This is a genomic window from Paraburkholderia sp. BCC1884 (genome assembly GCF_900996225.1).
GTDB lineage: Bacteria > Pseudomonadota > Gammaproteobacteria > Burkholderiales > Burkholderiaceae > Paraburkholderia.
This window is the reverse complement of the sequence record NZ_CAAJGL010000044.1, coordinates 37,442-56,357: the sequence shown is the minus strand read 5'-3', so window position 1 is coordinate 56,357 and position 18,916 is coordinate 37,442. Positions and strand designations below refer to the sequence as shown.

Annotated in this window: 20 protein-coding genes; 5 read left to right on the top strand and 15 right to left on the bottom strand. The window is 61.0% G+C overall.

Annotated elements, in window-relative coordinates:
• Window positions 1-81: 81 nt before the first annotated feature.
• A complete protein-coding gene (locus FQ705_RS03245; RefSeq protein ID WP_144137985.1) occupies window positions 82-2,478 on the top strand; it encodes a penicillin-binding protein 1A in 2,397 nt (798 codons plus the stop codon).
• A gap of 118 nt (window positions 2,479-2,596) precedes the next feature.
• On the opposite strand, the gene cyaY is transcribed toward FQ705_RS03245, so the two are convergent.
• Window positions 2,597-2,914: an iron donor protein CyaY gene (gene cyaY / locus FQ705_RS03240; RefSeq protein ID WP_144137984.1), complete on the bottom strand. Its 318-nt coding sequence runs from the start codon at window positions 2,912-2,914 to the stop codon at window positions 2,597-2,599.
• A 35-nt stretch (window positions 2,915-2,949) separates the two neighbouring features.
• Between cyaY and lptM the strand changes: the two genes are divergently transcribed.
• Together lptM and lysA are read left to right on the top strand one after the other, a co-directional pair.
• The gene (gene lptM, locus FQ705_RS03235) at window positions 2,950-3,294 is read left to right on the top strand and encodes an LPS translocon maturation chaperone LptM (RefSeq protein ID WP_144137983.1); all 345 of its coding nucleotides are present in this window, start codon (window positions 2,950-2,952) and stop codon (window positions 3,292-3,294) included.
• Window positions 3,295-3,303: 9 nt separating this feature from the next.
• Complete coding sequence (gene lysA / locus FQ705_RS03230; protein ID WP_144137982.1) at window positions 3,304-4,566, top strand: diaminopimelate decarboxylase; 1,263 nt, start codon at window positions 3,304-3,306, stop codon at window positions 4,564-4,566.
• Between the two features lie 60 nt (window positions 4,567-4,626).
• Here lysA and msrQ read toward each other — a convergent pair whose 3' ends face one another.
• The 5 genes from msrQ to FQ705_RS03205 form a co-directional block, all read right to left on the bottom strand.
• A complete protein-coding gene (gene msrQ, locus FQ705_RS03225; protein ID WP_144137981.1) occupies window positions 4,627-5,337 on the bottom strand; it encodes a protein-methionine-sulfoxide reductase heme-binding subunit MsrQ in 711 nt (236 codons plus the stop codon).
• An 11-nt stretch (window positions 5,338-5,348) separates the two neighbouring features.
• A complete protein-coding gene (gene msrP / locus FQ705_RS03220; RefSeq protein WP_144137980.1) occupies window positions 5,349-6,344 on the bottom strand; it encodes a protein-methionine-sulfoxide reductase catalytic subunit MsrP in 996 nt (331 codons plus the stop codon).
• Window positions 6,345-6,524: 180 nt separating this feature from the next.
• A complete protein-coding gene (ccsB, locus tag FQ705_RS03215) occupies window positions 6,525-7,745 on the bottom strand; it encodes a c-type cytochrome biogenesis protein CcsB (RefSeq protein ID WP_144137979.1) in 1,221 nt (406 codons plus the stop codon).
• Between the two features lie 4 nt (window positions 7,746-7,749).
• A complete protein-coding gene (locus FQ705_RS03210) occupies window positions 7,750-9,969 on the bottom strand; it encodes a cytochrome c biogenesis protein ResB (protein WP_144137978.1) in 2,220 nt (739 codons plus the stop codon).
• 115 nt (window positions 9,970-10,084) lie between these two features.
• Window positions 10,085-10,738 (bottom strand): c-type cytochrome, encoded by a 654-nt coding sequence (locus FQ705_RS03205; RefSeq protein WP_144137977.1) that lies wholly within the window; start codon window positions 10,736-10,738, stop codon window positions 10,085-10,087.
• A 218-nt stretch (window positions 10,739-10,956) separates the two neighbouring features.
• Here FQ705_RS03205 and yihA point away from each other — a divergent pair, with 218 nt between their 5' ends.
• Entirely contained in the window at window positions 10,957-11,610 is a 654-nt protein-coding gene (yihA, locus tag FQ705_RS03200) for a ribosome biogenesis GTP-binding protein YihA/YsxC (RefSeq protein WP_144137976.1), read from the top strand.
• Between the two features lie 251 nt (window positions 11,611-11,861).
• Entirely contained in the window at window positions 11,862-12,860 is a 999-nt protein-coding gene (gene hemB, locus FQ705_RS03195) for a porphobilinogen synthase (RefSeq protein ID WP_144137975.1), read from the top strand.
• A 27-nt stretch (window positions 12,861-12,887) separates the two neighbouring features.
• Here hemB and dsbD read toward each other — a convergent pair whose 3' ends face one another.
• The 9 genes from dsbD to infA all read right to left on the bottom strand — a co-directional run bounded on the left by dsbD (window position 12,888) and on the right by infA (window position 18,913).
• Window positions 12,888-14,774 carry a protein-disulfide reductase DsbD gene (dsbD, locus tag FQ705_RS03190; protein ID WP_144137974.1) on the bottom strand — a complete coding sequence of 629 codons (1,887 nt, stop codon included), beginning with the start codon at window positions 14,772-14,774 and terminating at the stop codon, window positions 12,888-12,890.
• Window positions 14,767-15,099 (bottom strand): divalent-cation tolerance protein CutA, encoded by a 333-nt coding sequence (gene cutA, locus FQ705_RS03185; protein WP_144138093.1) that lies wholly within the window; start codon window positions 15,097-15,099, stop codon window positions 14,767-14,769. The genes dsbD and cutA overlap by 8 nt, the downstream gene beginning before the upstream one ends.
• Window positions 15,100-15,292: 193 nt before the next feature.
• Window positions 15,293-15,685 (bottom strand): 50S ribosomal protein L17, encoded by a 393-nt coding sequence (rplQ, locus tag FQ705_RS03180; RefSeq protein WP_144137973.1) that lies wholly within the window; start codon window positions 15,683-15,685, stop codon window positions 15,293-15,295.
• Window positions 15,686-15,844: 159 nt separating this feature from the next.
• Window positions 15,845-16,822 (bottom strand): DNA-directed RNA polymerase subunit alpha, encoded by a 978-nt coding sequence (locus FQ705_RS03175; RefSeq protein WP_006052226.1) that lies wholly within the window; start codon window positions 16,820-16,822, stop codon window positions 15,845-15,847.
• Between the two features lie 124 nt (window positions 16,823-16,946).
• Window positions 16,947-17,570 (bottom strand): 30S ribosomal protein S4, encoded by a 624-nt coding sequence (gene rpsD / locus FQ705_RS03170; protein ID WP_027800372.1) that lies wholly within the window; start codon window positions 17,568-17,570, stop codon window positions 16,947-16,949.
• A gap of 147 nt (window positions 17,571-17,717) precedes the next feature.
• Window positions 17,718-18,122, bottom strand: coding sequence for a 30S ribosomal protein S11 (gene rpsK, locus FQ705_RS03165; protein ID WP_006052224.1), 405 nt, complete (start codon window positions 18,120-18,122; stop codon window positions 17,718-17,720).
• A gap of 28 nt (window positions 18,123-18,150) precedes the next feature.
• Window positions 18,151-18,516: a 30S ribosomal protein S13 gene (gene rpsM / locus FQ705_RS03160; RefSeq protein WP_012434566.1), complete on the bottom strand. Its 366-nt coding sequence runs from the start codon at window positions 18,514-18,516 to the stop codon at window positions 18,151-18,153.
• 41 nt (window positions 18,517-18,557) lie between these two features.
• Complete coding sequence (gene rpmJ / locus FQ705_RS03155; RefSeq protein WP_004199844.1) at window positions 18,558-18,674, bottom strand: 50S ribosomal protein L36; 117 nt, start codon at window positions 18,672-18,674, stop codon at window positions 18,558-18,560.
• A gap of 20 nt (window positions 18,675-18,694) precedes the next feature.
• Window positions 18,695-18,913: a translation initiation factor IF-1 gene (gene infA, locus FQ705_RS03150; RefSeq protein WP_004521905.1), complete on the bottom strand. Its 219-nt coding sequence runs from the start codon at window positions 18,911-18,913 to the stop codon at window positions 18,695-18,697.
• Between the last annotated feature and the right edge of the window lie 3 nt (window positions 18,914-18,916).

The following is an 18,916-nucleotide window of genomic DNA, read 5'->3' as shown; positions in this document are numbered from 1 at the left end:
TTTGTGAAGAAGCGTCGTAAGCCTGCCGAAAGCTGAGAGGCGAGACGGCTATAATCGCGGGACTGTTTTTTTAATGCTCCTATGCAATCCACGTCTCCTACGTCCCCGCCGCCCGCGCCGCAGAAGCGCAAACGCCCGTTGTGGCTCAAGCTGATCATTGGCTTTTTCGGTCTGATCGTCGCAGGCATTCTGTGTGTGCTACTGGTAGTCGGTTATGCACTGGTCGTGGCCACACCGAACCTGCCTTCGCTCGATGCATTGACCGACTACCGGCCCAAAGTTCCGCTGCGTATCTACACGGCCGACCATGTGCTGATCGGCGAATTCGGCGAGGAACGACGCGACATCGTGCATATTCAGGACGTGCCCGATAGTCTGAAGAAGGCGATCCTCGCGATCGAAGACGCGCGCTTCTACGATCACGGCGGCGTCGATCTCACCGGCATCGCGCGCGCCGGCGTCGTCGCGCTGACCAATGGTCACGCTACGCAAGGCGCGAGCACGATCACCATGCAGGTGGCGCGCAACTTCTTCCTGTCGAGCGAAAAGACCTACACGCGCAAGATCTACGAGATGCTGCTCGCGTACAAGATCGAGTCGAAGCTGTCGAAAGATCAGATTCTCGAGGTGTACATGAATCAGATCTATCTCGGTCAGCGCGCCTACGGTTTTGCGAGCGCGGCGCGGGTCTATTTCGGCAAGGACCTGAAGGACCTGACACTGGCTGAATCCGCGATGCTGGCGGGCTTGCCCAAGGCTCCGTCGGCCTATAACCCGGTTGTCAATCCCAAGCGTGCGAAGGTGCGTCAGGAGTACATCCTGCAGCGCATGTACGAGTTGCACTACATCACTCAGGAACAGTACGACGAGGCGAGCAAGCAGCCGCTCGTGGTCAAGGGCGCAGGCAAGGAATTCAGCGTGCACGCGGAGTATGTCGCGGAAATGGTGCGTCAGATGATGTACGCGCAGTATCGCGAAGAAGCGTACACGCGCGGCCTGAACGTGGTGACCACGATCGACTCGGCCGATCAGGACGTCGCCTACCGCGCACTGCGCAAAGGTCTGATGGACTACGAACGGCGTCACGGTTATCGTGGCCCGGAGGCGTTCATCGATCTGCCGTCCGACAAGGAAGAGCGCGAACAGGCAATCGACGACGCGCTGCTCGAGCATCCGGACAACGGCGAAATCATCGCAGCGGTGGTAACGTCCGCGAGCCCGAAACAGGTACAGGCCGCGTTCATCGACGGCAATGTGGCGACCGTTCAGGGCGACGGCTTGCGCTTCGCGCAGGCCGCGCTCGGTCCGCGCGCGCAACCGAATCAGCGGGTGCGGCCAGGGGCGGTCATCCGTCTCGTCAAGAACGAAGACGGCAACTGGTCGATCACGCAATTACCGCAAGTAGAAGGCGCGTTTGTCTCAGTGGTGCCGCAAGACGGTGCGATCCGCGCGCTGGTGGGTGGCTTCGACTTCAACAAGAACAAGTTCAATCACGTGACCCAGGCATGGCGTCAGCCGGGGTCGAGCTTCAAGCCGTTCATCTACTCGGCTTCGCTCGAAAAGGGCCTAGGCCCGGCCACCATCATCAACGACGCGCCGCTGTTTTTCACCGCGGCCGAAACCGGCGGTCAGGCGTGGGAGCCCAAGAACTACGGCGGCGGCTTCGATGGTCCGATGACCATGCGCACCGCGTTGCAGAAGTCGAAGAATCTGGTGTCGATCCGCATCCTCAACCAGATCGGCACGAAGTACGCGCAGCAGTACATCACGCGATTCGGCTTCGACGCGGACCGTCACCCCGCGTATCTGCCGATGGCGCTCGGCGCGGGTCTCGTCACACCGCTGCAGATGGCGGGGGCGTTCTCGGTTTTCGCCAACGGCGGTTACCGCGTGAACCCGTATCTGATTGCCGAAGTGACCGATCAGCGCGGCATGGTGGTGGCGCACGCCCAGCCGCTGGTTGCCGCGCAAAGCGCGCCTCACGCAATCGAACCGCGCAACGCCTATGTCATGAACAGCCTGCTGCAAAGCGTCGCGCAACGCGGTACGGGTGCGAAAACCAACGTACTCAAGCGCACCGACCTCGGTGGCAAAACGGGTACGACCAACGACTCGCGCGATGCGTGGTTCGCCGGCTACCAGCACACGCTCACCGCCATCGCCTGGATCGGCTACGACAACCCGCGCAGTCTTGGCGACAAGGAAACCGGCGGCGGCCTGGCATTGCCGGTATGGGTCGAGTACATGGGGCGCGCGCTCAAAGGCGTGCCCGAGTACAAGATGCCGATGCCCGACGGCGTGACGCAACTCGGCTCGGAGTTGTACTTCGAAGAATTCACGCCGGGCAATGGCTTTGTCTCGACGGTCGGCATCAGCCAGGCGGCGCTGGATGCCGCAGCGAGTGCCGCGTCGGCGGCGCCCGAGCAGGTCGGCGAGCAGGAGAAGCAGGACATCATGAATCTGTTCCGCGGACACTGACGCGATCTCGCAGACCGTAAAAAAAACAAAACCGCCGCGCTCGATGCGCGGCGGTTTTTTCTTGCAGCTGACTTAACGGCGATAGCGGCACTGGGGCCGCTATCTCAAGCCGCCCATGTCACGCTTCGAAGTGAACCGGCTCGCCGGCCTGTTGCGTCGCATACTCCGACAGCGCCGCGAAAAACTCCGTGCCGCCGCGGGTATCGCGCCATTCACCATCGATGAAACGGAAGTGGAAACCGCCCGCTTTCGCGGCGATCCAGATCTCGCTCATCGGCGGCTGAAGGTTCACGATAATCTTCGAGCGATTCTCGAATTCGAGGGTCAGGACGTTGCCGCTACGCTCGAGTTCGATGTCGACCTCGGTGTCGTCGAGCGCGCGTTCGATGGCGGCTAGCGCGGCTTCCGCACGGGTCAGGTATTCACTATCGGACATGCTAAACTCCATCGATTATTTATTCAGGGACAGTCATGCGAGTCGTATCTCGGATGCGCGCGGCGGCGCCCGGCCGCGCGATTGTAGCGGGTTTAGCCATTCTCGCAGGTTGTGCACTCGGCGGTTGCGGACAACGCGGACCGCTCTATTTACCTACCGTGCCGCCGCTCCCCGCCAAGCCGATCGATCGCACGCCAGCGCCGTCGCCGGACACAACCGATCCCGCCGCGCAGAACCCCGCAGCCGTGGGTGAGATACCGGACACGTCGGGCTCACCGCTCTCGTTGGCGCCGGAAACCGAACTCGCCGCGCCGCCCGCTTCTGCTGCCTCCGCTACGGATGCGCCGCTGCCTGCCTCTGCCGCCACACCTGCTCAATAAGACTTTCGCATGACTCGATCCGCATTTGACTACGTCGACGGCGTGCTGCACGCCGAAGGCGTGTCCGCCGTCTCTCTCGCCGAGCAGTTCGGCACGCCCCTGTACGTCTACTCGCGCGCCGCGCTCACCGCGGCATGGAACGCGTACGCGGGCGCTTGCGCCGGCCGTCGCGCGAAGGTGCACGTGGCCGTCAAAGCGAATAGCAACCTCGCGGTGCTGAACGTGTTCGCACGTCTCGGCGCGGGCTTCGACATCGTGTCGGGCGGCGAACTCGCGCGCGTGCTGGCCGCCGGCGGCAAAGCGGAAAACACCGTGTTTTCCGGCGTCGGCAAGCATGCGAACGAAATGCGCGAGGCGCTCGAAGCGGGCGTCAAATGCTTCAACGTCGAGTCGATTCCTGAACTGGATCGCCTGAACGCGGTTGCCGCCGAAATGGGCAAGAAAGCGCCGGTTTCGCTGCGCGTGAATCCGGACGTCGATGCGAAGACGCATCCGTATATTTCCACCGGCCTGAAGTCGAACAAATTCGGCGTCGCCTTCGAAGATGCACGCGCCACGTATCAAGCGGCGGCGGCGATGGCGAATCTGGAAGTGGTCGGCATCGATTGCCATATCGGCTCGCAGATCACCGAAGTCGCGCCCTATCTGGACGCGGTCGACAAGGTACTGGAACTGGTCGGGCAGATCGAACAGGACGGCGTGAAGATTCGCCACGTCGACGTCGGCGGCGGTCTGGGCATTACATACGACGACGAAACGCCACCGGAAATCGGCGAGTTCGTGCGCACCGTGCTCGATCGTATCGAAGCGCGCGGTCACGGTCAGCGTGAAGTGTGGTTCGAGCCGGGCCGCTCGCTGGTCGGCAATGCCGGCGTGCTGCTCACGCGCGTCGAATTTTTGAAGCCGGGCGCGGAAAAGAACTTCGCCATCGTCGACGCGGCGATGACCGATCTCGCGCGTCCCGCCATGTACGAGGCGTACCACGCAATCGACGCAGTCGTTAAGCACGAGGTGCCGGCGCACGTGTACGACGTGGTGGGTCCGGTCTGTGAGAGCGGTGACTGGCTGGGCCGTGAACGACTGCTGGCGGTTGAACCCGGCGACCTGCTGGCGATCCGCTCGGCCGGCGCGTATGGCTTCGTAATGAGCTCCAACTACAACACGCGTCCGCGCGCAGCGGAAGTGATGGTGGATGGTACACAGGTGCATCTGGTTCGCGCCCGCGAAGAGGTCAAGCAACTGTTTGCAGGCGAAACGATCTTGCCGGCGTAACCAGTAAAGTAAGCGCTACGCCATAAAAAAAAGGCGATGCCACGGCGGCATCGCCTTTTTCTATTTAAGCCGTCTGCGCCGCTCTCGCAGCCAGACCAGCACACGCCAACCGAGCAGCGCCACGACGATCGCACCGTAAATCTTCGGCAAGATCAGATCGTGTTTGCCGGCTTTCATCCACCAGAAATGCAGGATCGCGAGCATGGCGATCGCGTAGATTGCGCGATGCAGCGTTTGCCAGCGACGGCCGAGCTTGCGCACCATCGCTCGTGGCGACGTGACGGCAAGCGCGATCAACAACACGAATGCCGCGAAGCCCACCGTAATGAACGGCCGCTTGCCGATGTCCTTCAGAATCGCGGCGACATCGAACCACTTGTCGAACCAGATATACGTGGTGAAGTGCAGCGTGGCGTAAAAGAACGCGTAGAGCCCGAGCATGCGGCGAAAACGCACGAACGCAGCGACGCCCGTAAGCCGGCGCAACGGCGTCACCGCCAGCGTGATGCACAAAAAGACCAGCGTCCAGAGGCCCGTCGAGCGCGTGATGAACTCGATCGGATTTGCGCCGAGCCGGTCCGTCATGCCGAACAGCACGATGCGCGCGAGCGGATACCACGCTGCGATAAACACAGCGACTTTGGCCGGCACGATCCAGCGTGGGCCAGTCGCGGGGCGCCGTGCCGCAGCAGAAGACGACGCGCCCGCCTGCGTCGCACGCGGCGCTGTGTGTTGCTCGTTCTCGGTAGCAGATTGCGTGTCGGAAGCCATGATCCTTGCGCTCAAAAATTCTTCTTCAGGTCCATGCCCTGATACAGCGACGCCACCTGATCACCGTAGCCATTGAACATCAGCGTCTTACGCTTGGGCGTGAAAAAGCCGTCTTCGCCGATGCGACGCTCCGTTGCCTGACTCCAGCGCGGATGATCCACGTTCGGATTCACGTTCGAATAGAACCCGTATTCGCTCGAAGCATACGTGTTCCAACTGGTCGGCGGCTGCTTGTCGACGAAGCGGATCTTCACTAGCGATTTCGCGCTCTTGAAGCCGTACTTCCACGGCACCACGACGCGAATCGGCGCGCCGTTCTGATTGGGCAGCACCTGACCGTAGAGGCCCATGGTCAGCAGCGTCAGCGGATTCATCGCCTCGTCCATGCGCAGGCCTTCGGTGTACGGCCAGTCGAGCACCGGCGTCGAGAGTCCCGGCATCTGCGAAGGATCAGCCAGGGTGATGAACTGGACGTATTTGGCGTTGCCGGTCGGCTGCACGCGCTTGATCAATTCCGCGAGCGGCACGCCGATCCACGGAATCACCATCGACCAGCCCTCGACGCAGCGCATCCGGTACACGCGTTCCTCGAGCGGCGCGAGCTTGAGCAATTCGTCGATGTCGTACACCTTCGGATTCTTGATCTCGCCTTCAACGCTCACCTTCCACGGATGCGCCCGCAGAGTCCCGGCGTTTTGCGCCGGATCGGCTTTGTCGGTACCGAATTCGTAGAAGTTGTTGTACGTGGTGACGTCCTTGTACGGCGTCACCTTGTCGGGCGCGACGAATCTGGCGTTGGTCTTTGCCGCCAGCTTCTGCGCTTTCGGGTCCCCGGGCGCGTACGCCGCCAACGCTTCGCCATTCACGCCGATCATGCTACCGAGCGCCAGCGCGCCGGCCGCCTGCAGCACACGGCGCCGGTTCTCGAACACATGCTGGGGCGTGATCTCGCTACGCGCGATGTCGTCGCCGTTCAGTTGAAATCTGTCGCTTCGCTTGATCCACATCGTGCTGCTCCTAGCTGATCCATCGGCTGATGCCCGTGACGGGGCCATATTAATGATCGCGCGCCGTCCATCGTTACTCCTGTGGCGAACACGCTGGACGTAGCGAATATTCCATCGGCAATAAAAAAACCGCCGGTGCTAAGCACTCGGCGGTTTTAAGTCGGTTCAGCGCGGCCGATCTTACAGCTTGCCGTAACTATGCAAGCCCGACAGGAACATATTCACGCCTAGGAAGGCGAAAGTGGTGACCAGCAAACCGGTCAGCGCCCACCATGCCGCGACCGCGCCGCGCAGGCCTTTCATCAGACGCATATGCAGCCAGGCCGCATAGTTCAGCCAGACGATCAGTGCCCAGGTTTCCTTCGGATCCCAGCTCCAGTAGCCGCCCCACGCTTCCGCGGCCCACAGCGCGCCGAGAATCGTCGCGATCGTGAAGAACGCGAAGCCGACGGCGATCGACTTGTACATCAGGTCGTCGAGCACTTCGAGCGCCGGCAGGCGGTCAGCCAGCACGCCACGCTCCTTCGAGATATACGCGACGGCAACCATCGCCGACAGCGCAAAGCTGCCATAGCCGATGAAGTTCGCCGGCACGTGAATCTTCATCCACCAGCTTTGCAGCGCCGGCACGAGCGGCTGGATCTGCTGCGCATCACGCGCGACCGAGTACCACATCAGGAAGCCGACGGCGGCGCCGATCACCAGCAGCACGAACGCGCCGAGCGCGCGGGTGTTGTAGTGCTGCTCGTAGTACAGATAAAACAGCGCGGTGATCAGGCTGAACAGCACGAACACTTCGTAGAGGTTCGAAATAGGAATATGGCCGACGTCCGCGCCGATCAGGTACGACTCGTACCAGCGCACCATCAGGCCGACGAAGCCCATCAGCACCGCGGCCCACGTCATCTTCGAACCGATCGCGGCGCCAGTCGGCGAGCGCGACAACAGACCGATCCAGTAGAACACCGTGGCGAACACGAAAAGCGCGCTCATCCACAGAATCGCTGACTGGCTCGACAGGAAATACTTGAGGAAGAAGGCGCTATCCGCGCGGCTGAGGTCGCCGTGATAGATCTGGATCGCCAGCAAAGACAGCGCCGTGATACCCACCATCAGCGGACGCACCGGTTTCCAGCGCCAGCCGAGCACCATGAACACGGGCACGGCGCACACCAGCACCAGCTTGTCGTAGTAGTTCATGAACGGGTAGTAGCGCGTGAGCGCAAACCCGGCGCCCGCCACCATCGCGACGGCGAACAGCCAGTCGACGATGCCGAGCCGTTTCAGAAACGGCCGCTCGTCGTACTGCCCGATGTTGAGCGTGTTGACGGCCTCGTCCGCGGCGGCCCTCCTGGGGCGCGCGGGCGAAGAGGAGGATGAGGAAACCTGAGTCAAGTCCATGATCTTACCGGGTCGAATCTTGTGAGCTTGTGGGCGGCGCGCCGGCGTGGCCGGTTGGGTTTGTGCCGCCGGCGGCGTCGGATGCGTCAGTGAGTCTGGCGCCCAGTGCGGCGCCGACAGCGTCGCGCGTCTGGACGAACTCCTTTTCGAAGTCGAGCGTTTTGCGTGCACTCGACATCGCCATCACGACATTCGTGCCGTGGTCGGTATCTCTAAGCCAGAACCACAGCCGCCGTTCGCGGACGTAGAACATCGAGAAGATGCCCAACACGAGGAGCAGGCTGCCAAGATACACGACTTTTTTGCCCGGCGCGCGCGTCAACTGAAATACCGAAGCTTGCACCTGCTTGAATGAATCAAGCTGTAAATAGACCGGCGATCCATACAAAAAGCTGTCGGATATCGCGTTGATCGAGCTTTGGATGAAACGGCTGGCGTCCGCATTGGCCGGGGCCACGGGCTCGCCGAGTTGCTGGCGGGACAATTGCCACAGATCCCACGTCGAGCCTTCCAGCATACGCAGCAACAGGCCCGCGGCCTTTTCCTGCTCGCCCTTCGGCACCGAATGGTCGATGAACGCCGCGATTGCCTGGAAGCCGCCGACCGTCTGGCCGTTCGGCATCTTGATGCTATTGTCCGCGCCTGCAAAGAGGGTCAGCACGCGCAGTGCGCTTTCTTCCAGATGCTGCTGCAATTCGGTGTTGGAACCCGGCACGGAGCGCAACGCGAAGCTATGAGCGGCGGCCACGCGCGCCGCCGGGTCCTCGAGCGTGGCGCGCAGGTTCATCCATTCCTTGACGGTGCCGCCGCTGTCGGCGGGAATGCGCAGATAGCGGAACGGATCGTCCGGGTTCAGGCGCATGCCCGCGAGGAACATCTTTTCGCCGGCGACATCCACCGGCAGCATGTAGTTGTTGTACTCGCGCGCCTGGCCGTCTTTGTCGCGCACCTTGTATTGCACCGACGGGCCGACGTTGTGCAGATCGAGCGGGTTCGACGACTTCGCGCCGGAGCCGAGGCGCTCGTCGAAAGCTTCCTTCAGCGTGCGATGCGCGACGCCACGGGCGTCGTTCTGGCCGTTGCCGTTCGAGGTGTTTTCGACGTTGATCGCGCGGAAATCGGTGAACTCCACGGTTTGACCGTCGGCGAGCGGGGTGGCCGTGCTGAGCGGCGCATTACCGCCGATCGTGCCGCCGAACGGTGCGGTCTTCGCGGTTGCTCCGGACATCGGGTAAGCGGTCATCTGCATTTGCGAGCCGCCGTCCTGGAAGCTCGACTGGAAGATCGAGACGCCGTCGTAGGTGAACGGCTTGTTCACTTCGACGCGCGCCGGCACGCGCGCACCGGTCTTATGATCGACCACGACGATGTCGCTCGCGAACAGCTTCGGCATACCCGTCGAGTAGTAATCGACGATGAATTTGTTGAGTTCGATCGAGAACGGCAGGTCCTGGATCAGCGAGCCGTCGGGCTGGTTCAGAATCGCCGTGGATACATGCTGGCCTTCCGGTACCCATGCGTAGCCGCGGAAGGTCGGGTTGGATTGCGACAGGCGATGATCCGGCGTGATGTCGTTGATCACCGTGTTGGAGCGGATCGGCGACTTGTCGAACATCCACATTTGCAGCTTGATCGGCAGATTGCTGTCGAGCAGACCGCCCAGACAGATCACGACGATCGCAATGTGCGCGGAGATGTAGCCAAACTTGGTCAACGCGCCGCGTTTGGCCGCGATCAGCGTCGCACCTTCCGATTCGCGCGTGACGAACTTGTAGCCGAACTTGGCCGACAGCCGGGCGAGCGTCACCGTGGTCTGAGCGCGCGGCGCCTCGACCACGAACTCGCCCTTGTGATGGAACGCGCGCAGACTCGCTTCGCGGACCTTGTCCTTCCAGCTCTTCGCGTCGGCCACCATCTTCGGCGCATTGCGGATCACGCACAGCGACACGGACACCATCAGGAAACCGAGGATCAGCATGAACCACCACGAGCTGTACACGGTGTACAGACTCAGCGAGCGGAAGATGTCCGCCCAGAACGGGCCGAACTGATTGACGTAGTTGGGATAGGGGTCGTCCTGCGTGAGGACGGTACCGATGATGCTGGCGATCGACAGAATCACGAGCAGCGAGATGGCGAAACGCATCGAACTCATGACTTCGATGACGCTGCGCGAGACGCGATTGCCCGACTTCGACTGCAAACCCGACGTGGTGACGCTCATTCATACTCCGACTGAACAGCAAAAAAGGGTGCAGGGCTGTCGTAGGCACGACGCCCCCACCCTTTTCTTGTTTGTACCGGTCTCGTCGGACCGGTTGTACTGGCGTGTGGGCCTCTTAATGCAAGCCCGCGATGTAATCGGCTACAGCCTTGATGTCACTATCCGACAGACGCGTGGCAATTGCATGCATCGGCTCATTATTGTTCCGCGCGCCCGGACCTTGCGTGAACGCCAGCAACTGCGCCACCGTGTATTCGGACCACTGCCCAGACAGACGCGGATACTGCGAAGGAATGCCCTGACCGGTGGGTCCGTGGCAGCTTGCGCAGGCCGGCACGCCCTTGTCGGCGATCCCGCCACGATAAATTTTCTGACCGATCGGCACCGTGTCTTTGTTATGCGCGTAGCCGGGCTTCGGGGTCTGCGCGGCGAAATAGGCGGCCACGTTGACCATGTCCTGATCGGACAGCGCCGCGGCCATGCCCGCCATGATCGCATTGTTGCGCGCAGGTTGCTTTGCGCCCGGCTGAGTCTTGAAATCTTTGAGCTGCTTGACGAGATATTCGGGATGCTGGCCCGCCAGCTTGGGATAGGCGCCACCGGCACTGTTGCCGTCTGCGCCGTGGCATGAGGCGCAAACCTGCACCGCGATTGCCTGCCCCCGATTGACGTCCGGTTTCGCCGGATCTGCTGCTCGTGCCTGAATTGCCAAACCTGAAAGACCTGCCGCTACATGAAGCACCATCAGAGTCTTGCTCAGTCGATTCATTCGCACACCCTGTCTCGTCTTGTGGGATTTTAGAGGTTTTGCAAAATACGACAGCGACCGAGTGACCGCCAGGAGCCGCCAAAAGGCATGCGGGCTGGCCCCCTCAGGTTTTCAGTAAACCATCGTATTGTACAATAACTCGCTAATCGCTAAGACGCCAGTCGGGCTTGACCCGTCCCCACTCCGGGTTCCCCGGCGTCTCGAATACCGGCCTGATCATGTCCTTCCTGCTCCACCAATCCCGTTTTTTCACGACCGTCAATCATTTGCGCGATCTGCCGGCCACTTCGCAACCCGAGATCTGCTTTGCGGGACGCTCGAACGCGGGCAAGTCGACGGCGATCAATATTCTGTGCAATCAGAAGCGCCTCGCCTTCGCCAGTAAGACGCCGGGGCGCACGCAGCACATCAATTATTTTTCGGTGGGCAAGGCAGACGAGCCGACCGCGCATCTGGTCGACCTGCCGGGTTACGGTTATGCGGAAGTGCCGGGCGCGGCCAAGGCCCACTGGGAGGCGCTGCTGTCCACGTACCTGCAATCGCGTTCGCAATTGCGCGGCATGATTCTGATGATGGATTCGCGCCGTCCGTTGACGGATCTGGATCGCCGGATGATCGAATGGTTTGCGCCGACCGGCAAACCGATCCACACGCTGCTGACCAAATGCGACAAATTGACACGGCAGGAAAGCGTGAACGCCTTGCGCGCTACACAGAAGGGTCTGGCTGAATACAGTGCCGCCGGCTACCAAGGCGAGCTGACGGCTCAGTTGTTCTCGGCGCTCAAGCGCATCGGGATCGACGAAGCGCACGAACTGATCGAAGGTTGGCTGATTCCCAACGCCAAAGAAGAAGCGGACGGCGCGCAATAAATCCCACAGCGCCTGTCGGTCTGGCCAACAACACCATTTCCGGCCGCCCATAAAAAAACCCGCCGCTTTAACGGCGGGTCAAACAGCCTAATCGAAAAAACGACAGGCACCCGCTCAGGGAGGAGAAGCGGGGAGGTCAGCGCATCGCGCCTTGCTCGATCGGTATGATATACCATTGTCTCGAAAAGTTTCCTGGAGCGGTGGCAGGCGTGACGCGCCCGCTCCACACATCCACGTGTTTTCGATTCGATATGAGCTTCTATCCGCACTACCGTCCGCGCCGTATGCGCCGCGACGACTTCTCGCGCCGTCTGATGCGGGAAAACATCCTCACCACCAACGATCTGATCTACCCCGTGTTCATCGTCGAGGGGACCACCGTGCGGCAAGCCGTGCCGTCGATGCCTGGCGTCGAGCGCGTATCCGTCGATCTGCTGATGGGTGTCGCCGCGCAGTGCGTCGAACTGGGCGTGCCGGTGCTCTCGCTGTTTCCGGCGATCGACCCGTCGTTGAAAACGCCTGACGGCCGCGAAGCCGCCAACCCAGCCGGGCTGGTGCCGCGGGCAGTGCGTGAGCTGAAGCAGCATTTCCCCGAACTGGGCGTGCTCACCGATGTCGCGCTCGACCCGTACACGAGTCATGGTCAGGACGGCGTGCTAGACGCGGCCGGCTACGTGATCAACGACGAAACCGTCGAGATTCTGGTCGAACAGGCGCAGGTGCAGGCGGAAGCGGGCGTCGATATCGTCGCACCGTCGGACATGATGGACGGGCGCATCGGCGCGATCCGCGAGATGCTGGAAAGCGAAGGCCATATCCACACGCGCATCATGGCGTACGCCGCCAAGTTTGCGTCGGCGTTTTACGGCCCGTTCCGCGATGCCGTCGGCTCGGCGACGAACCTCGGCAAGGGCAACAAGATGACGTATCAGATGGACCCGGCCAATTCGAACGAAGCGCTGCGCGAAGTGCAGGCTGACATCAACGAAGGCGCGGACATGGTGATGGTCAAGCCGGGCATGCCGTATCTGGATATCGTGAGGCGCGTGAAGGACGAGTTCCAGTTTCCGACTTACGTGTATCAGGTGAGCGGCGAGTACGCGATGCTGAAGGCCGCCGCGCAGAACGGCTGGCTCGATCACGACAAGGCGATGATGGAGTCGTTGCTGGCGTTCAAACGGGCGGGCGCGGACGGTGTGCTGACCTATTTCGCGCTCGATGCCGCCCGGATCTTGCGCTCGCAGAACTAGCGCGCATTGCTCAGACGCTGCGGCAGACTACGCGCCCGGTGTGTTGGCCTGATCCAGCGTCTTCAGAAACTTGTCCGCCGACTCGTAGCCGACCACGCGCAACACTTCCTTGCCGCCTTGATCGAAGAAGATGATGCCAGGCGGCCCGAACAGGCTGAAGCGCTTGAGCAGCATCTGGTCGTCGGTATTGTTGGCGGTGACGTCGGCGCGCAGCAGGTTCATCTGCTTCAATTTGGCTTGCACACGCGGATCGCTGAAGGTGAACTTCTCCATTTCCTTGCAGCTGACGCACCAGTCCGCGTAAAAATCGAGCATGGCGGGCTGCGCGGCGGTTTTGACGGCCTCATCGAGTTGATTGGAGGAGCGCACCGATGCGAACGTCAGGTCGCTCTGTGGTGCCGTTCCCGACTGCCCGGACGCGCTCGCTACGCCAACGCCAGTTACGCCGCCGCGTGCGGCCAGCACGCCAAGCGGGCGCAACGGATCGGACGAACCCGCAGCCAGTCCGACGAGTAGCACCGCCGCCCAGATGGCCAGCGCCGCGCCGACGCCTCGTCCCAGGCGATCCCATACCGACGCCTGCGGCTTCGCCGCCGAAAACAGACCGAGCGCCGCGGCCGCGACCAGCAGCCACAGCGAACTGAGCAGCATCGTCGCCCCAGCGCCAAGTACGGGCCAAACGATCCACAGCGCAGCCGCCAGCAGCACCACACCGAAGAACACCTTGACGCCGTCCATCCAGGCGCCGGCGCGCGGCAAAAGCGTACCTGCGCCGAGACCGATGATCAGAAGCGGCACGCCCAAGCCGAGGCCCATGGCGAACAGCGCAGCACCGCCAAGTACGGCACTGCCGGTATGCGCGATGAACGCCAGCACCGCGAACAAGGGCGCCGTCATGCAGGCGCCTACGACCAGCGCGGACAGCGCGCCCATCACAGCGACGGCTGCGAATTTCCCGCCCGACCGTCCCGTCGATGCTTGCGACACGCCGTCCTGCCAGCGTGCCGGCAACGCAATGTCGACGCCGGCGATCAACGTCAGCGCGAATACAGTCAGGAGGACGCCGAAAATCCCGAGGACCCACGGATTTTGCAGCCACGCGCCGAGACTTTGCCCGACCAGCGCTGCGGCGACGCCGAGCGCCGTGTACACGAGCGCCATCCCGATCACGTAGGACAGCGACAACGCAAACCCACGCGCACGCGTCACACGTGCACCCTCGCCAATGATGATCGCCGACAGGATCGGGATCATCGGATACGAGCAAGGCAGCAGACTCAGCACGGCGCCGGCCACGAAATACAAACCGATGATCGCGAAGAAGCCACCGCCTTGCAAAAGCGACTGTGCGTAGTCGGCGCTGGTGGCGCGCTCGTACCAGGGCGTGTCGGCCGATGTAGTGTTCGCGGCAGCTTTTTGCGGGGCGGCGGTCGTCGCGCCAGTCGCGGGCTGCAGGGCTGCGCCGCTCACGTGATAGACACGCTCCATCGGCGGATAGCAAATGCCGGCGTCGGCGCAACCTTGCGATGTGACCGCCAGATCGAACGGTCCTGCGGCCTGCTTGACGGGAATGCGAATGGTCAACTCGTTGCGGTACGTCTCGACGTTCTTGTTGAAGGTCTGATCGAATTTGACGTGTCCCGCCGGCAATTGCGCTTCGCCGATCGTGCTCGTGCCATTGCGGGTCGCGAAAGCGAATCGCTCACGGTACATGTAGTAGCCGTCGGCGATCTTGTACGTGACATCGACTTCGCCCGGCTTCTCAGTGGCGCTGAACTTGAATGCGACCGCTGGATCGAGAAAGTCGTCCGCGGCGCGAGCGACGGGGCCGAATTGGGCGAGGATAAGACAGCCAAGCAGGAAGAAAACCGTGCGCAGCGCGGCGCGCGCGCGCCGGTCGAGACCGTTAAACATGGAGGGGACGTTGGGTTTCAGCAGCAATCCACTGGCCGTATGCGGCGGATGCCGTCGCTTGCCAGGAGAGGACTTCCGGGGTGTCGTAGGGATGATGCGCGTGGATGTACCGCTCGAGCTCCACTGCACGCGCGGCGCTCGTCTTGAATAGCAGCTGGATTTCCTCCGCCGTTTCGATCGCGCCTTGCCAGTGATAGCGAGATTGCACGGCGCCTAGTTCCGTGACGCAAGCGCAGAGGCGCGCAGCCAGCGCTTCGGCTGCTAGCGTCTGCGCGGTGGCCGCATCGGGCACCGTCGTCAGGATCAAGGTCACACTCTCGCTCACAGTCACAACAGGCTCCAGCTCGCACGATTCATGTGGCGATATCGTATCACCTAGCCTTATAACGCCGCTGAAGGTCCCGCCGGCATTCTCTTGTGGCACGTAGTCACCGCGGGCAGCCACCGCAAGACCGATGCGGACGGCAGAAAGCAAAAAAGCCAGGCTACATGCCTGGCTTTTTCTTGATGCTGGAAGCTTACTCAGCTTCTTGCACTTCGACGTCTTCGACTTCCGGACGGTCGAGCAGTTCGACCAGTGCCATCGGTGCATTGTCGCCATTGCGGAAGCCGAACTTCAGCACGCGCAGATAGCCGCCCGGACGGGTAGCGTAACGCGGGCCCAGAACTTCGAACAGCTTCGTGACCGAGTCACGATCGCGCAGACGGTTGAACGCCAGACGACGATTTGCCAGCGACGGCTTCTTGCCGAGCGTGATCAGCGGCTCGACAACTTTACGGAGTTCTTTGGCTTTCGGCAGCGTGGTCTTGATGACTTCGTGCTCGATCAGCGAGTTCGACATATTACGGAGCATTGCCAGACGGTGGCTGCTCGTGCGGTTCAGTTTCCGCAGACCATGACGGTGACGCATGTTAATTCCTTTGATTCAAAGTTTTGGTCCAGCTCTTCTATCGCGCTTCGATCTACCTAAAGTAGTGAGCGCACGGGCCGGTAGTAAAAAAAGACAAGACGCGGATTTTAAAGGAAAATCCGCGTCTTTGCCAGTGCAGCGGCGGGCTCTGTCCCGGTATTACTTGTCCAGACCAGCCGGCGGCCAGTTCTCGAGCTTCATGCCGAGCGTCAAACCACGCGACGCCAGTACTTCCTTGATTTCGTTCAGCGACTTGCGGCCCAGATTCGGCGTCTTGAGCAGCTCGTTTTCCGTACGCTGGATCAGGTCGCCGATGTAGTAGATGTTCTCGGCCTTCAGGCAGTTCGCGGAACGAACCGTCAATTCGAGATCATCGACCGGACGCAGCAGGATCGGATCGATCTGCGGCGCACGCGACGGCGCTTCCGCCGTTGCTTCGGTGCCTTCCAGTGCAGCGAACACCGACAGCTGATCAACCAGAATGCGCGCCGATTGACGGATCGCTTCTTCCGGCGAGATCACACCGTTGGTTTCGATGTTCATCACGAGCTTGTCGAGGTCGGTACGCTGTTCGACGCGAGCGCTTTCAACTGCGTAGCTCACGCGGCGAACCGGCGAGAACGAAGCGTCCAGCACGATACGACCGATGATCTTGGCCGACTCTTCGCCGTAACGACGCACATTGCCCGGCACGTAACCGCGGCCCTTCTCAACCTTGATCTGCACGTCGAGCTTGCCGCCCTTCGACAGATGCGCAATCACGTGATCCGGATTGATCACTTCGCAATCGTGCGCGAGTTCGATGTCACCAGCGGTGACAACGCCTTCGCCTTCCTTGCGCAGCGTAACCGTCACTTCGTCACGGTTATGCAGCTTGAACACCACGCCTTTCAGGTTCAACAACAGGTTGACTACGTCCTCTTGCACACCGTCGAGCGTCGAATATTCATGAACGACGCCTGCGATCGTCACTTCGGTCGGCGCATAGCCGATCATCGACGACAGCAGCACGCGCCGAAGCGCGTTACCCAAGGTGTGGCCATAACCGCGTTCAAACGGTTCCATGACCACTTTCGCGTGGCTCTCACCAAGCGATTCAACTGCGATGATCTTGGGCTTCAACAAACTGGTTTGCATAGGTTTTCCTTTTCAATACCCTCGGCTCGTTACACCGATAAGGCTGACCGGTAACAACCTGAAAATAAACAGCCGAGACGCCCCCTTGCGCAACGCAATCGGGGTGCCCCGGCCATTAATCCGATTACCGCGAATACAATTCGACGATCAGGCTTTCGTTGATATCGCCAGCGATGTCGCTGCGTTCCGGCTTCGACTTGAACGTGCCTTCGAACTTCTTCGAATCGACAGCGACCCAGCTCGGCAGACCACCTTGCTCAGCCAGCGACAGCGCTTCGAGAATACGCGCTTGCTTTTTCTTCTGTTCGCGCACGGCAACGACGTCGCCTGCCTTCACTTGCATCGACGGGATGTTCGACACGACGCCGTTCACCGTGATCGCCTTGTGGCTGACCAGCTGACGCGCTTCAGCGCGCGTCGAGCCGAAGCCCATGCGATACACGACGTTGTCCAGACGCGATTCGAGCAATTGCAGCAGGTTTTCACCCGTGTTGCCCTTCAGGCGGTCGGCTTCAGCGAAGTAACGACGGAATTGACGCTCGAGAACGCCGTAGATGCGCTTAACTTTTTGCTTTTCGCGCAGCTGCGTGCCGTAGTCGGACGTACGTGCACCCGAGGTGCGGCCGTGTTGGCCGGGCTTGCTGTCAAGCTTGCACTTGTCAGCGAGCGAACGACGGGCGCTCTTCAGGAAGAGGTCAGTGCCTTCACGGCGGGACAGCTTGGCCTTAGGGCCGATATAACGTGCCACGTTGATTCCTTCTATGATTAATCACACGAATGCAGGCACTCGCGCTAGTCCGAACCCTTTGGGTCGAACGGTGGGCTTAGTCAATTCAATAGCGCAAGCAGCCTGCCGCCGCGCAGAGCGGCAACAGGCGCTAGCAAAATCGGCGTCTTAGATACGACGACGCTTCGGCGGACGGCAGCCGTTGTGCGGGACCGGAGTCACGTCCGAGATTGCTGTAATCTTGATGCCAAGACCATGCAATGCGCGCACCGCCGATTCACGGCCAGGACCGGGGCCCTTGATCCGCACTTCAAGGTTCTTCACGCCGTATTCCATCGCCACGCGGCCAGCCGATTCGGCTGCCACCTGGGCTGCAAACGGGGTCGATTTACGCGAACCCTTGAAGCCCTGACCACCCGATGTTGCCCAAGCAAGTGCATTGCCTTGACGATCAGTGATCGTGATGATGGTGTTGTTGAACGACGCGTGAACGTGAACCACGCCCTCGGCGACGTTCTTCTTGACCTTCTTGCGAACGCGTTGCGCCGCGGAGTTGTTCGAAGCCTTAGCCATTACGTTTTCCTGTAACTGTCAGTTCCGCTTACTTCTTCAGCGATTGCGCTGCACGACGCGGACCCTTGCGCGTACGGGCATTCGTACGCGTACGTTGGCCGCGCAGGGGCAAGCCCTTACGATGCCGGACGCCACGGTAGCAGCCGAGATCCATCAGGCGCTTGATGTTCATCGTCGTTTCACGGCGCAGATCGCCTTCAACGATGAACTTGCCGACTTCTTCACGCAGCTTTTCGAGGTCTGCGTCGTTCAGGTCTTTGACCTTCTTCGAAAATGCCACACCAGCAGCGACGCAAATGTCGCGCGAGCGCGTGCGGCCTACACCGTAAATTGCCGTGAGGCCGATTTCGGTGTGCTGGTGATTCGGGATGTTAACCCCTGCGATACGAGCCATTGTTTTTCCTCAAACAAAAAGCGCAGCAAAAAGCGCGGCGTTCAGCCTTGACGCTGTTTGTGGCGCGGATCAGAGCTGCAAATCACGCGCACAACGCCTTTGCGCTTGATGATCTTGCAATTGCGGCAAATGCGCTTAACCGATGCCATCACTTTCATGATATTACCCTTTTTTCAAATCACTTCGCCCGGAACACGATCCGCGCACGCGACAGATCGTAAGGCGTCAATTCAACCGTCACCTTATCGCCCGGCAAGATTCGGATGTAGTGCATCCGCATCTTGCCCGATATGTGTCCCAATACGACATGGCCGTTTTCCAGCTTCACCCTGAAGGTAGCGTTAGGCAGGTTTTCGATGACTTCACCCTGCATCTGGATAACATCGTCTTTGGCCATAAG